The organism is Leucobacter sp. UCD-THU (genome assembly GCF_000349545.1).
Classification (GTDB): domain Bacteria; phylum Actinomycetota; class Actinomycetes; order Actinomycetales; family Microbacteriaceae; genus Leucobacter; species Leucobacter muris.
In genome coordinates, this window is the sequence record NZ_KB714605.1 from 65,029 (window position 1) to 77,967 (window position 12,939).

Annotated in this window: 12 protein-coding genes; 3 read left to right on the top strand and 9 right to left on the bottom strand. The window is 71.7% G+C overall.

Features of this window, described 5'->3' with window-relative positions; all coding sequences use genetic code 11:
- Positions 1–19: 19 nt before the first annotated feature.
- Positions 20–1,867 (bottom strand): phosphoenolpyruvate carboxykinase (GTP), encoded by a 1,848-nt coding sequence (locus H490_RS29780; protein ID WP_017885180.1) that lies wholly within the window; start codon positions 1,865–1,867, stop codon positions 20–22.
- Positions 1,868–1,999: 132 nt separating this feature from the next.
- On the opposite strand from H490_RS29780, the gene H490_RS29785 reads away from it, so the two are divergent.
- Positions 2,000–3,469 (top strand): helix-turn-helix domain-containing protein, encoded by a 1,470-nt coding sequence (locus tag H490_RS29785; protein ID WP_017885181.1) that lies wholly within the window; start codon positions 2,000–2,002, stop codon positions 3,467–3,469.
- A gap of 52 nt (positions 3,470–3,521) precedes the next feature.
- Here the strand turns inward: H490_RS29785 and H490_RS29790 are convergent, their stop codons facing one another.
- From H490_RS29790 to hisS, 7 genes are all read right to left on the bottom strand, one after another.
- Positions 3,522–4,508, bottom strand: coding sequence for a methyltransferase family protein (locus H490_RS29790; protein WP_017885182.1), 987 nt, complete (start codon positions 4,506–4,508; stop codon positions 3,522–3,524).
- A 69-nt stretch (positions 4,509–4,577) separates the two neighbouring features.
- A complete protein-coding gene (locus H490_RS29795) occupies positions 4,578–5,921 on the bottom strand; it encodes an NAD(P)/FAD-dependent oxidoreductase (RefSeq protein ID WP_017885183.1) in 1,344 nt (447 codons plus the stop codon).
- 331 nt (positions 5,922–6,252) lie between these two features.
- Positions 6,253–6,750 (bottom strand): DUF501 domain-containing protein, encoded by a 498-nt coding sequence (locus tag H490_RS29800; RefSeq protein ID WP_017885184.1) that lies wholly within the window; start codon positions 6,748–6,750, stop codon positions 6,253–6,255.
- The gene (locus H490_RS29805) at positions 6,747–7,253 is read right to left on the bottom strand and encodes a septum formation initiator family protein (protein WP_017885185.1); all 507 of its coding nucleotides are present in this window, start codon (positions 7,251–7,253) and stop codon (positions 6,747–6,749) included. The genes H490_RS29800 and H490_RS29805 overlap by 4 nt, the downstream gene beginning before the upstream one ends.
- Positions 7,254–7,286: 33 nt before the next feature.
- Entirely contained in the window at positions 7,287–8,567 is a 1,281-nt protein-coding gene (eno, locus tag H490_RS29810) for a phosphopyruvate hydratase (protein ID WP_193743421.1), read from the bottom strand.
- Between the two features lie 113 nt (positions 8,568–8,680).
- Positions 8,681–9,115, bottom strand: a complete 435-nt coding sequence (locus H490_RS29815; RefSeq protein ID WP_017885187.1) for a VOC family protein — start codon at positions 9,113–9,115, stop codon at positions 8,681–8,683.
- 104 nt (positions 9,116–9,219) lie between these two features.
- On the bottom strand, positions 9,220–10,527 hold the full coding sequence (gene hisS, locus H490_RS29820; RefSeq protein WP_017885188.1) for a histidine--tRNA ligase: 1,308 nt from the start codon (positions 10,525–10,527) through the stop codon (positions 9,220–9,222).
- Positions 10,528–10,667: 140 nt separating this feature from the next.
- On the opposite strand from hisS, the gene H490_RS29825 reads away from it, so the two are divergent.
- Positions 10,668–11,729: a hypothetical protein gene (locus H490_RS29825; protein WP_017885189.1), complete on the top strand. Its 1,062-nt coding sequence runs from the start codon at positions 10,668–10,670 to the stop codon at positions 11,727–11,729.
- Between the two features lie 5 nt (positions 11,730–11,734).
- Positions 11,735–12,085, top strand: a complete 351-nt coding sequence (locus H490_RS29830; RefSeq protein WP_017885190.1) for a GntR family transcriptional regulator — start codon at positions 11,735–11,737, stop codon at positions 12,083–12,085.
- A gap of 82 nt (positions 12,086–12,167) precedes the next feature.
- Here the strand turns inward: H490_RS29830 and H490_RS29835 are convergent, their stop codons facing one another.
- Complete coding sequence (locus H490_RS29835; protein WP_017885191.1) at positions 12,168–12,929, bottom strand: MazG nucleotide pyrophosphohydrolase domain-containing protein; 762 nt, start codon at positions 12,927–12,929, stop codon at positions 12,168–12,170.
- Between the last annotated feature and the right edge of the window lie 10 nt (positions 12,930–12,939).

Genomic DNA, 12,939 nt, shown 5'->3' on the forward strand with positions numbered 1-12,939 from the left:
GCTCGCGGGCGCGAGCGGGCTACGCGCTGAGGCGCTGGCGCAGCTGCGTCAGCTGGTCGCGCAGGGCGACAGGCACGCGGTCGCCGAACCGGGCGAAGAACTCCTCGGTGAGGTCGGCCTCGGCGAGCCACGAGGCGGGATCGATCGAGAAGAGCTCATCGAGGTCTTCGGCCGGCACCTCGATGCCCTCGAGGTTGAGCTCGCCGTCGGCCGGCACGGTGCCGATCGCGGTCTCGCGGCCCCGGGCTTCGCCCTCGACGCGGCGGATGATCCAGTCGATCACGCGCGAGTTGTCGCCGAAGCCGGGCCACAGGAAGCGGCCGTCGGCCCCCTTGCGGAACCAGTTGACCTGGAACACCTTCGGGGCCTTGTCGCCGAGGGTCTCGCCCATCTCGAGCCAGTGGCCCCAGTAGTCGGCCATGTTGTAGCCGCAGAAGGGCAGCATCGCGAAGGGGTCGCGGCGCAGCTCGCCCACGGTGCCCTCCTGCGCGGCCGTCTTCTCGGACGACACGGTCGCGCCGACGAAGACGCCGTGCTCCCACGACAGCGACTGCGCGACGAGCGGCACGTTGGTGGCGCGGCGCCCGCCGAAGAGGATCGCGTCGAGGGGCACGCCGTCCTGCTCGTACCAGTCGGCGGCGAGCGAGGGCGTCTGCTGGATCGGCACGGTGAAGCGCGAGTTGGGGTGCGCGGCGGGACGGTCGGCGTCGGGCGTCCAGTCGTTGCCCTGCCAGTCGGTGAGGTGAGCGGGCACCTCGTCGGTCTTGCCCTCCCACCACACATCGCCGTCGTCGGTCAGCGCGACGTTGGTGAAGATGGTGTTGCCCCAGAGGGTCTCCATCGCGACGGGGTTCGTCGACTCGCCGGTGCCGGGCGCGACGCCGAAGAAACCGGCCTCGGGGTTGATCGCGTAGAGACGGCCGTCCTTGCCAGGACGCAGCCAGGCGATGTCGTCGCCGATCGTCTCGACCTTCCAGCCCGGGATCGTGGGCTGCAGCATCGCGAGGTTCGTCTTGCCGCAGGCCGACGGGAAGGCCGCGGAGAGGTGGTAGGCCTTGCCGGTGTCGACGTTCGTGAGCTTGAGCAGCAGCATGTGCTCGGCGAGCCAGCCCTCGTTGCGACCCATCACCGAGGCGATGCGCAGCGCGAAGCACTTCTTCGAGAGCAGGGCGTTGCCGCCGTAGCCCGAGCCGTACGACCACACCTCGAGCGTCTCGGGGAAGTGGGTGATGTACTTGGTGTCGTTGCAGGGCCACGCCTCATCGGCCTGACCCTCCTCGAGGGGGGCGCCGACCGAGTGCACGGTGCGCACCCACTCGCTGCCGGGCGTGATGCCGTCGAGCGCGGCCTGCCCCATGCGGGTCATGATGCGCATGTTGAGCACGGCGTAGGGCGAGTCGGTGATCTCGATGCCGAGCTGGGTGATGGCGCCGCCGACCGGGCCCATCGAGAAGGGCACCACGTACATGGTGCGGCCGCGCATGGCGCCGTCGAAGAGCGGCATGAGCTCGGCCTTCATCTCGGCGGGGGCGACCCAGTTGTTCGTGGGGCCGGCATCCTCCTCCTTCTCGGAACAGATGAAGGTGCGGTCCTCGACCCGGGCGACGTCGGCGGGGTGCGAGCGCGCGAGGAAGCTGCCCGGACGCAGATCCTTGTTGAGCGGGATGAGGGATCCGGCCTCGACCATCTCGGAGGTGATGCGGTTCCACTCGTCCTGCGAGCCGTCGCACCAGACCACCTCGACGGGCTTCGTCAACTCGGCGACCTCGGTCACCCACTGGAGCACTTCTTCGTTCGCGGTGGTCGCATTCGCACGCACGAGGTCGGTGACGGTGCTCTCGGCCTCGATGGTCTGGGTGGCGCTCATACGTTCGTTCTCCTCGGGTTCACACACGTCGTCGGTGAAGAATCGGTGACATCTCCATTCTCAGCAGCCGATTCACCGGGCATTCACCAAATCCGGTGTAAATTTTCATGATTATTGACATATAGTCAAAGAATGGCACCGGATACGACCCCCACCCAGGGTGAATCTGAACTCGACCGTCTGCTGCTCGGCAAGCGCCTCAAGTTCTTCCGCACGCGCGCGGGCCTCACGCTCGAGCAGCTCGGCGAGCGCGTGGGCGTGGTCGCGAGCCAGCTCTCGCACATCGAGACCGGGCGCCGCGAGCCGCGGCTCGGCCTGCTGCAGAGCATTGCGCGCGAGCTCGGCATCGACCCCTCGGAGCTGCTGCGCCGCGAGCCCCCGGACCACCGCAGCGCCCTCGAGATCGAGCTCGAGCGGGCGCAGAGCACCCCCGGCTACCTGCGCCTCGGGCTCCCCCACGTGCGCACCCCGCGCACCCTCAGCGACGACGCGCTCGAGTCGCTCGTCGGCATGCACCGCGAACTCGCCCGGCGATCCCGAGCGGCCGCCGCGACCTCCGAGGAGGCCCGCCGCGCCAACACCGCCATCCGCATGCAGATGCGCGAGCGCGACAACTACATCCACGAGATCGAGCTGGTCGCCTCCGACCTCATGCGCCGCATCGGCCACACCACGGGCGCCGTCACGCACCGCACGGTCGCGATGCTGGCCGAGATGCTGGGCTTCACCCTCATCTTCGTCGACGACCTGCCCTCGAACACGCGCAGCATCACCGACCTCGAGAACGGGCGCATCTACCTGCCGCCCGCCTCCATCCCGGGCGGGCACGGCCTGCGCTCGCTCGCGCTGCAGGCCATGGCGCACCGCGTGCTCGGCCACGCCGAGCCCGCGAGCTACGCCGAGTTCCTCGAACAGCGGCTGCAGATCAACTACTTCGCCGCGGCCTGTCTGATGCCCGAGGCCCGAGCCGTCGATTTCCTGCAGCAGGCCAAGCGCAACCGCAACCTCGCGATCGAGGATCTGCGCGACGCCTTCGGCGTCACGCACGAGGCCGCCGCGCACCGCTTCACGAACCTCGCCACGCAGCACCTCGACCTGCGGGTGCACCACTACCGCGCCGACGGCGAGGGCGCCCTCGTGCGCGGCTACGAGAACGACGACCTGCCGTTCCCGAGCGACGCCTCGGGATCGATCGAGGGCGAGATGCTGTGCCACAAGTGGGGCGGCCGCACCGCGTTCCACCGCACGAACCGCACCAGCGAGTTCTACCAGTACACCGACACCCCGGCCGGCACCTACTGGTCGAGCGTGCAGACGGGCGACGCCGAGCAGGGGCCGTTCGCGATCGCCTGCGGGGTGGCCTTCGACGACGCGAAGTGGTTCCGCGGCCGGGAGACACCGGTGCGGCGGGTCTCGACGTGCCCGGACGAGGCCTGTTGCCGCACCCCCTCCCCCGACCTGCTCACCCGCTGGCAGGGCAAGGCGTGGCCGAGCGCGCGCATGCACCAGCACGTGCTCTCGCCGCTGCCGACCGGCACCTTCCCAGGCGTCGACGACACGGCGATGTACGAGTTCCTCTCGAAGCACGCGCCGGAGGCTTAGGCAGGAGACGGAGCTCTCCGCGTCTCCGGCTCCCGCGCCGGGGCCGCGCGCGTCACCCGAAGCAGGGCGCCCAGCACCGCACTCGGTCGCGGTAGGCCGTGAACTCCTCGCCGAAGCGCTGCTCGAGCTCCGCCTCCTCCGACGGTCGCACCGGCTCGTTCCAGTAGACGCCGCCGCAGACCGCGTAGCCCAGCACGAGCCACGAACTCGAGAGCAGTCCGACGCCCGCCGCCTGAGCGATCCCCGACAGGGCCATCGGGTTGCGCACCCAGCGGTACGGCCCGGCGATGACGAGCCGCACCGCCGTCGCCGACGGCAGCGGTGTGCCGTCGCCGTGCAGCGACATCGCCGCGGCTGCCGTGACGCCGAGAGCGCTCGCGAGCAGCAGCACGACCCATCCGAGCCCCTGCAACCAGGCGGGGAAGCCGACGTGCAGCCCACAGCGGACCTCGAGCAGTCGGATCCCCAGCGGCAGCACCCCGAGGAACAGCACCCAGAACCCCAGCATCTGCAGCAGGGTCGTCGCGAGCTGCCGCGCCCGCGAACCGACCCGCGCCGTGCGGGAGGCGAGCGGGCCCCGCAGCACGGTCTCGGCCGGAATGCGCCCGAACACCGCCAGCGACCACGCGACGAGGCTCCCGCAGCTCGCCGCCGCCATGAGGAGCGCACCCCAGCCGGCGAGCCCGGTCGCGGTCGCGTACCCCGCGAGCCCCGCGGTGACGAGGAGCGTCCAGGGCACCGCGATCCGCACCGCCCACCGCCGCCCGGCGGCCGCGATCCCCGACGCGATCACGAACAGCGGCACGTCCCACAGCGCCACCGCGACGGGATCGAGCTCGCCGAGGGTCGCGCGGCGCAGCCACGGCAGCGTGAAGACGCCCACCCACCAGAGCGCACCGGCGATGGCCTGCGCCGCGAAGTAGGCGCGGGCGATCCTCGGCGCCGCGGCCGAGCGCGTCACCCAGAAGCCCCTGTGAGCCGAGCCCGCCGCCCGCGGCGCGCTCGCGACCGAGGTTCGGGCGGCTGCTGCTTCGGCCATGCCCCCAGTGTACGGCGAGAGCCCCGCGGCGAAACGCTGCGGGGCTCTCGGAGTGAGACGCGGGAGCGGTCAGTCGGTCTTCGGCTTGGGGCGCGAGGCGAACTCCTCGAAGATCGCTCGGGGCTCCTGCACGGCCTCGATGTTGACGATGTCGCGACCCAGGAAGAAGTGCCCGACCCAGCCGCCGAACACGCGCCACTTGCGCTCCCACGTGGGGATCGCGAGGCCGTGGTAGAAGCGGTGCGCGAGCCACGCGAAGTAGCCCTTCATCGCGAAGCTGCCGCCCGAGCGGAACACGCCCGTGTTCACGCCGAGGCCGGCGACGGCGCCCATGTTCTTGTGGTTGTACTGGCGCACGCCCTCGCCGCGCAGGTCGGCGACGATGTTCTTGGCGAGCAGACGCCCCTGGCGCACGGCGTGCTGCGCGTTGGGCACGCAGAAGCCGCCGGGGCCCGGGGTCGACGAGATGTCGGGGGTCTGCGAGGTGTCGCCCGCGGTCCAGGCCCCCTCGAGGGCCTGGCCCTCTTCGGTGGTGATGCGCAGCTCGGGGCTGCCGATCACGTGGCCGCGGGGGCCGATCGGCAGGTCGGTGCCGCGCAGGAACGGGCGGGGCATGACGCCCGCGGTCCAGACGATCAGGTCGGACTCGAACTTCTCGCCGGTCGACAGCTCGATGTTGCCGTCGACCGCCGACGAGAGCTGCGTGTCGAGGTGGATGTCGACGCCGCGGCGGGTCTGATCCTTGACCACCCAGTCGGCGAGCGCCTCGGTGACCTCGGGCATGATGCGGCCCATGGCCTCGACGAGGTGGAACCTGGTCTCCTCGAAGGTGATCTCGGGGTAGCGGCGCAGCAGCGAGGTCGCGAAGGAGCGCAGCTCGGCGATCGTCTCGATGCCGGCGAAGCCGCCACCGACCACCGTGACGGTGAGCAGGCGGGCGCGCTCCGGCGAACCGGCGGGCAGCGACGCGGCGCGCTCGAAGTTGCCGACGAGGCGGTCGCGCACGGCGACGGCCTCTTCGATGGTCTTCATGCCGATGGCGTTCTCGGCGATGCCCGCGATCGGGAAGGTGCGCGAGACGGAGCCGGTGGTGACGACGATGTGGTCGTACTCGAAGTCGAAGGCCTCGCCCTCGTTCGGGGTGACCGTGGCGGTCTTGGTGGCGTGCGAGATGCCGGTCACCTTGCCCGCGATGTTGTGCGTGCGCTGCAGGTGACGGCGGCGGGCCACGACCGCGTGACGCGGCTCGATCGAGCCCGCGGCGACCTCGGGGAGGAACGGCAGGTAAGCCATGTAGGGCAGCGGATCGACGATCGTGACCTCGGCCTCGCCCGCACGAAGCAGCTTCTCCAGCTTCCATGCGGTGTAGAAGCCGGCGTAGCCACCACCAACGATCAGAATCTTCTTCGCCACGAAGCGGTCTCCTTGATGCAGTGAGCGTGTAATGCCCGAATCGCGGGCACAGAAAAACCGGGCACGTCGTGCCCGAGCTCCAATACTACAGCTTCACCGCGGGCGCCCCGGACGCTTCGGCGGAAATCCCGCAGAAAACATCGGTATTCGTCGGACGGAGGCCGGATCGGCTGCAGTTTCTCCGGACGCTACGCGTCCGTGGTGTGCCCGCCACCCCGCGCTTCGCTCCGTGGGCACGGAATGCTCAGGCGAGAACGCGCCAGCGTTATCGCGCACTCCGTGCGGGCGCCACCGCGCCCGGCTGGAGCGGCGCCGCGGGCGCAGTCGGACGCTACGCGTCCTTGGTGTGCCCGCGCCATCCACTGCGGGCGAGGGCGAGGTCCCCGATCGGGTTGACACCCGGGCCCGCCGCGAGCGCGTGACCGATGAGCGCGTGCAGGCACTTGACGCGCGTGGGCATGCCGCCCGCGCTCACACCCGACAGTTCGGGCACCTCGCCGACGCTGTCACGATCGGCGATGTACTGCTCGTGCGCGCGGGCGTACTGCGCACGCACCTCCTCGTCTTCGGCGAGCAGTTCGTTGAACTCGTTCATCACGCCGGCGGCCTCGAGCCGCGAGGCCGCGGCGACCGCCTCGGGGTGGCACAGGTAGTAGAAGGTGGGGAACGGCGAGCCGTCGGGCAAGCGCGGCGCGGTGGCGACCACCGTGGGGCTGCCGTCGAGCGCGCGCGCCGCGATGCCCACGACGCCGCGCGCCTCGCGCCCCAGCTGCTCGCTCACCGCGGCGATGTCGGCGGAGGTGGGCTCGGTGTACGGTGGGCGGCTCATGGCTGGGGCTCCTCGGCGGTGGGTTCGGTTTCGGTGGCGGGGTCGAGCGGCACGGGCTCGCTTCCCTCGAGCTCGGCGAGCGGGGCGTCGGTGGTGCCCGCCGTCAGGAAGGACGCCGCGATGCCGCGCACCCAGTCGCTCTCGATGCGCGAGAGCTCGGGGCTCGTCTCCTCGTCCGACTCGACCGGCAGCACGACGTCGTCGACCACGCCGAGCTGGGTCTCCCCCGGCATCACGTAGAAGAGCCGGTCGCGCGCCTGGGATCGCACGTAGACGGGATCCTTCCACTTCGCGCGCTCGGCGTCGATCTCGTTGACCGCCTCCTGGTGCAGTCGCACGCTCTCGCGCAGCTCGGAGATCTCGCGCCGCTGCTGCACGTACGTGGAGAGACTGGGGCTCACGATCACGGCGCCTGCGGCGACCAGCACGACGACGAGCACGGTGAAACCGCTGAAGCGGAGACTCGAGGCCCACGCCCCGAGATCCTCGACCCAGCGTTTCACCGTGCTGCCGTTCGCGTGCGCGTGATGCCGCGGTTACGCCGCGAAGCGTGGGAAGGCGCCGCGGCCAGCGTAGACCGCAGCACCGCCGAGCTCCTCCTCGATGCGCAGCAGCTGGTTGTACTTCGCGACGCGATCGGAGCGGGCGGGGGCGCCCGTCTTGATCTGGCCGCAGTTCGTGGCCACGGCGAGGTCGGCGATCGTGACGTCCTCGGTCTCGCCCGAGCGGTGCGACATCACCGCGGTGAAACCGGCGCGCTGCGCGAGCTGCACGGCGTCGAAGGTCTCGGTGAGCGTGCCGATCTGGTTCACCTTGACGAGCAGCGAGTTCGCGGCGCCCTGTTCGATGCCCTGGGCGATGCGCTCGGGGTTGGTGACGAAGAGGTCGTCGCCCACCAGCTGCACGCGGTCGCCGATCTCGGCGGTGATGTGCGCCCAGCCGTCCCAGTCGCTCTCGTCGAGCGGATCCTCGATCGAGACGAGCGGGTAGCGGTCGAGCAGATCGGCGTAGTAGGCGGTCATCTCGGCGGCGGTGCGCTGCTGCCCCTCGAAGGTGTAGACGCCGTTCTCGTAGAACTCCGACGAGGCGACGTCGAGCGCCACGGCCACGTCGCGGCCCGGCTCGAGGCCGGCGCGCTTGATGGCCTCGACGATCAGGTCGAGCGCCGCAGAGTTGTGGGGCAGGTCGGGGGCGAAGCCGCCCTCGTCGCCGAGCGCGGTGGTGAGGCCCTGCTCCTTGAGCAGCGCCTTGAGCGCGTGGTAGACCTCGACGCCCCAGCGCAGGCCCTCCGAGAAGGTCTCGGCGCCGAGCGGCACCGCCATGAACTCCTGGATGTCGACGCCGGTGTCGGCGTGCGCGCCGCCGTTGATGATGTTCATGAGCGGCACGGGCAGAGTGTTGGCCGTGGGGCCGCCCAGGTAGCGGTAGAGCGGCAGCTCGGCCGAAGCGGCGGCGGCGTGGGCGACCGCGAGGCTGATGCCGAGGATGGAGTTCGCGCCGACGCGCGACTTGTTCTCGGTGCCGTCGACCTCCTTGAGCACGGCGTCGATGATGCGCTGATCGTCGGCGGCGAAGCCCTCGATGGCGGGGGCGAGCTCGTCGAACACGGCGTCGACGGCCTTCGTCACGCCCTTGCCGAGGTAGCGATCCTTGTCGCCGTCGCGCAGCTCGTACGCCTCGAAGGCGCCGGTGGAGGCGCCCGAGGGCACCGCCGCGCGGCCCACAGAATCGTCGGTCAGGCCGACCTCGACCTCAACGGTCGGGTTGCCACGCGAATCGAGAATCTCGCGGGCGATCACCGCGTCGATAAATGCCACCATGCGCTCCTTCGGAGTTCAGTTGCCGGTATGCGGCGCGATTGTCCGCGCCGCCCCCAAGTGTAGCGGCAGGCCCGGGCCCGCTCCCCGCGAACTCGCCCCGCACGGACCCCTCAGGCGTCGACCGGGGTGTAGGCGTCGGGGCCCTGCTCGGCGGCGGCCGGTTCCATGTACAGGAACTCGAGGATGTTGCCGTCGGGGTCTTCGAGCACCCGCGAGTACATGAACCCGAGATCCTGCGCCGCCTTCGGCTCCGTGCCGCCCGCGTCGAGCCCGGCGTCGACCGTGGAGTCGACCGCCTGGCGGGAGTCGCGCGACAGCGCGATGAGCACCTGGGCGACGCTCCTCGCGTCGGCGACGGGCTTGTCGGTGAACGTCGCGAAGTAGTCGCGCGTGAGCACCATGAAGAACACCTGCTCGTCCCAGACGACGCAGGCCGCGTTCTCGTCGGTGAAGAGCGGGTTGATCTCGCATCCGAGCGCGGTGTAGAACGCTGTGGAGCGTTCGAGGTCGTCGGAGGCGATGTTGACGAAGATCTGCGTGGTCATGACGGTTCTCGCTTTCGTCCGCACGAGCGGCGGTTCACGATCAGCGTCGCACCGCGGCCGCTCCCCGTCAACGGTCGGCGCTCGGCATCCCCGGCGGCGGGCGCTCAGTCCGAGAGCGGTCGCAGCTCGAGCGCGTCGACGCCCGCGCCCGCGCGCACGTTCGCGAAGCTCGTGAAGCCCTCGGCCGCGATCCTCGCCAGCAGCGCCTTCATGTTCTTCTGCCGCTTCTCGAGCCGCACCCGGTGCCCCCGCGCCACGAGCTCGCGCTTGAGGGCGACGAGCTCGGCGAAGGGCACGTCGGCGTCGTAGACGAGCGCGACCGCCTCGGGCCCGCTCGACTCGGGCAGGGAGATGAGATCCACCACCCGCTCGAAGCCGATCGAGAAGCCGACCGCGGGCACGTCCTGGCCGAGGAAGCGCCCCACCATGCCGTCGTACCGGCCCCCGCCGCCGACCGAGCTGCCCGAGCCGGGGTGGGCGACCTCGAAGATCGTGCCCGTGTAGTAGCCCATGCCTCGCACGAGCGTGGGGTCGAAGCGCACGGTCACCCCGCTGGGCAGGGCGCCGTCGAGGGCCTCGCCGAGCTGGGCGAGGTTCTCGATGCCCGCTGCGGCTCCGGGGTTCTGCGCGGCGCCGGGAAGGGCGGCCTCGATCGCGGATCGCGTGAGCGCGATGCCCTCCCCCGCGAGCGCCGGCTCGACCGAGGCGAGCACGGCCCCGATCCGCTCGGCGGCGGCGGCGTCGATCTCGCGCAGCTCCTCGACGACCCCTTCGGCGCCGATCTTGTCGAGCTTGTCGACCGTGATGAGCGCGCGGTCGTGGGTGTCCGCGGGGAAGCCGCAGTGCTCGAGCAGGCCGAAGAGGACTCGCCGGTCGTTGACGCGGATCACGCAGCCGTCGAGCCCGAGCGCCGCGAGCGCCTGCGAGGTGGCGGTGACGAGTTCGATCTCGGCGAGCAGCCCCGCCTCGCCGATGACGTCGATGTCGGCCTGCACGAACTGGCGGTAGCGGCCCTTCTGCGGGCGCTCGGCACGCCAGACCGGGGCGATCTGAATGGCGCGGAAGACGGGCGGCAGCTCTGCGCGGTGGCTCGCGTAGAAGCGGGTGAGCGGCACGGTGAGGTCGAAGCGCAGGCCGAGGTCGGCGAGCTGCTCGGCGTTGCCGGCCTCGCTCGCGGCGGCGAGCGCCTCGGGCCGGATGCCGCGCTTCAGGATCGAGAAGCTGAGCTTCTCGTTGTCGCCGCCGAGCCCGGCGTGCAGCCGCGCGTAGTCCTCGACCACCGGTGTCTCGATCTCGTCGAAGCCGTGCGAGCGGTAGACGCTCTTGATGACGCCGAGCGCGTGCTCGCGGCGCGCCTTGTCTGCGGGGAGGAAGTCGCGCATGCCGCGCGGCGGGTTCACGGGTGCTGCCATGGTCACCCATTCTTCCACGCCGGCGCATCCCGCCCGCACCGCGGGCGAACTTGTATCGGGAACGCAGCACAATTTGTGCTAGATTTGCAGCACAAAGACCGGCACTCGCGGCCGCCCGACCGCCCGACGACGGGAGCGACATGGACATCACCACCTGGTTCTTCACGGGCCTGCGCACCTTCTTCGACCTGTTCCCGGTCGAGATGGCGCTCACCCTCGGCGCCGTCCTCTTCGGCCTCTCGTGGATCCGCCCCCGCCGTATCGTCTCCCTGCCCGAGAGCGGGCGCCGCGCCGACGCGCTCGCCCGGATCGGGATCGCCGGCCCCCTCTCGGTGGTCGCCGTCGCGTCGGCGACGAGCTGGCTCGCCACCCTCGACCCCATCGGGAGGCACGGGGGCTGGTGGCAGCGCGCCGCACCGCTGCTCGCAGCCGCCGCCGTCGTGGTGGTCGCCTGGCTCGTACTGCAGCGCGAGTCGCTGCCCGCACCCGGCGAGCGCACCATATCGCCCCGGCGGCGCTGGTGGGCCTTCGCACCGCGAACGCCCCTGTGGCTGCTCGCCGGAGCCGCGGCCCTGCTGCTCGTGACGGTCGCCTGGCAGATGCTCATCGGCGTGCCGCTGCCCGACGGGGGCAACCGCTACGGCGTCGGCCCGGCCGACTCGGGCCTGCCCGAGTTCATGGTCATGCAGAACGACATGGGGTACGTCTGGGGCGCGGGCTGGCCGAACCACCTCGCCACCCTGGTCGCCCTGCTGGCGGCGGGGGCCGCGCTCGCGGCGCTGCTCGGCTCCGACGCCAACCGGCCGCTCGTCGCCCGCGCGTCGGCGCCCGAGGTGCGCGAGGAGCGCACGGCGACGGCGCGCATCCTCACCCTGCTCGCGCTCGGCGGCCTGCTGCTGACCCTGGGCGCCGTGTGGGCCCACGTGGGGTTCATCGGCCAGATCATCGTGGGGGTCTTCGAGGACAACGGGGGCGAGCCGGGCGCGCAGCGATTCTTCGTGGGCACGGGCTACCAGAGCGTCGCTCCGCTCCTGCACCTCGGCGGCTACGTCGTGCAGGGCATCGGCGCCGCGCTGCTGCTGCGTCTCGCGGTCGACACCTGGCGTGCGGCGGCGGCCCGCCGTCCCGGGGCGGGAAGTGCCGACCCGCACCCCGCGCCGGGCACCGCGGCGGCTCGGCCGGGCGCCGAGGCCGTACGATGACCTCTATGGATCCGGCACCTCCGGCGCCGCGCACGGCCGACGACATCGCCGGACTGTTCCGCGGTGCGATCCGCTCCGGTCAGCTGGGCGACGGCGAGCGTCTGCCGACCGTTCGGCAGACCGCGCGCGACTTCGAGGTGGCGCAGGCCACCGCCGCGAAGGCCTACCGCGCGCTCGAGCAGGAGGGCCTCGTCGTCACCCGCACCGCCGCCGGCACCCGGGTGGCGCCCGGCGCGTCACGCGCGGCGGGGCCGGTCGTCGAGCACGCCCGCGCACTCGCCGAGGCGGCGCAGCGCGAGGGAACCGGCTTCGACGACGCGGTCGCCGTGCTGCGGGCGGTGTGGGGCGGCAGCTGAGCCTGACCACGGGCGGGATCCCGGCCCGATCGCCGCGCGCGGACGCTCCGGATGCGGAGCACAGCCGCGTGCGCAGGGCCCGCTACTCGCCGTGGGTGACGCGCGCGGTGAAGCGGTCGACCGCGAGCCGCAGGGCACGATCCGGATCGACGCCCGCGGCGTTCGCGCGCACGACGAGGGCGAGCATGGCGTCGCCGATGCCGTTCTCGGCCATGCGCCGCTCATCCGGTCCGATCGCGGTGGCGAGCGGGTCGTCGGGGTGGCTCTCCCCCGCGCTCGGGTCGACGAGCCGGGCTCGCTTCAGGCGCTCGACCACCTTCGCCGCACGCGCGAGCGTGGGCATGCCAGCCGGGATGCCGTCGAGAGGGCCCCGCGATCCGCGCTCCTCCCCCGCCGCGTCCTCCTTCAGGCGCTCCCACTCGGCGTGCAGCTCGTCGACCGTCATCTCGCCGCGGTCGCCGAACACGTGCGGGTGCCGGGCGATCAGCTTCTCGTTGAGCGCCTCGGCCACGCCGGCCAGATCGTAGCCCTCGCCGTCGCGCTCGGCGATCGCCGCGTGGAAGAGCACCTGATAGAGCACGTCGCCCAGCTCGGAGCGCACCTCGTCGGCCGGCAGCCCGCGCTCGACGGCGTCGATGAACTCCGCGGTCTCCTCGACGAGGAAGGGGGTGAGGGTCTCGTGGGTCTGCACGCCGTGCCAGGCGCAGCCGCCCGGTCGCACCATCGTGCGCACGGTCTGCATCGCCGCGGCGAGGGCCTCGGCGTCGCGGGCGGATGCCGCTGCCGCGGCGCCGGGAGTGCTCGGCGTCGCGGCGGGTCGGTCGGCGTCTTCGTCCTGATCCATGGCTTCCACC

Excerpts from the sequence above, each read along its gene's own strand:
- H490_RS29825 (WP_017885189.1), top strand. The coding sequence starts at position 10,668 with ATGGACATCACCACCTGGTTCTTCACGGGCCTGCGCACCTTCTTCGAC.
- H490_RS29835 (WP_017885191.1), bottom strand. The coding sequence starts at position 12,929 with ATGGATCAGGACGAAGACGCCGACCGACCCGCCGCGACGCCGAGCACT.
- H490_RS29815 (WP_017885187.1), bottom strand. The coding sequence starts at position 9,115 with ATGACCACGCAGATCTTCGTCAACATCGCCTCCGACGACCTCGAACGC.
- H490_RS29790 (WP_017885182.1), bottom strand. The coding sequence starts at position 4,508 with ATGGCCGAAGCAGCAGCCGCCCGAACCTCGGTCGCGAGCGCGCCGCGG.
- H490_RS29785 (WP_017885181.1), top strand. The coding sequence starts at position 2,000 with ATGGCACCGGATACGACCCCCACCCAGGGTGAATCTGAACTCGACCGT.
- hisS (WP_017885188.1), bottom strand. The coding sequence starts at position 10,527 with ATGGCAGCACCCGTGAACCCGCCGCGCGGCATGCGCGACTTCCTCCCC.
- H490_RS29830 (WP_017885190.1), top strand. The coding sequence starts at position 11,735 with ATGGATCCGGCACCTCCGGCGCCGCGCACGGCCGACGACATCGCCGGA.
- H490_RS29780 (WP_017885180.1), bottom strand. The coding sequence starts at position 1,867 with ATGAGCGCCACCCAGACCATCGAGGCCGAGAGCACCGTCACCGACCTC.
- H490_RS29800 (WP_017885184.1), bottom strand. The coding sequence starts at position 6,750 with ATGAGCCGCCCACCGTACACCGAGCCCACCTCCGCCGACATCGCCGCG.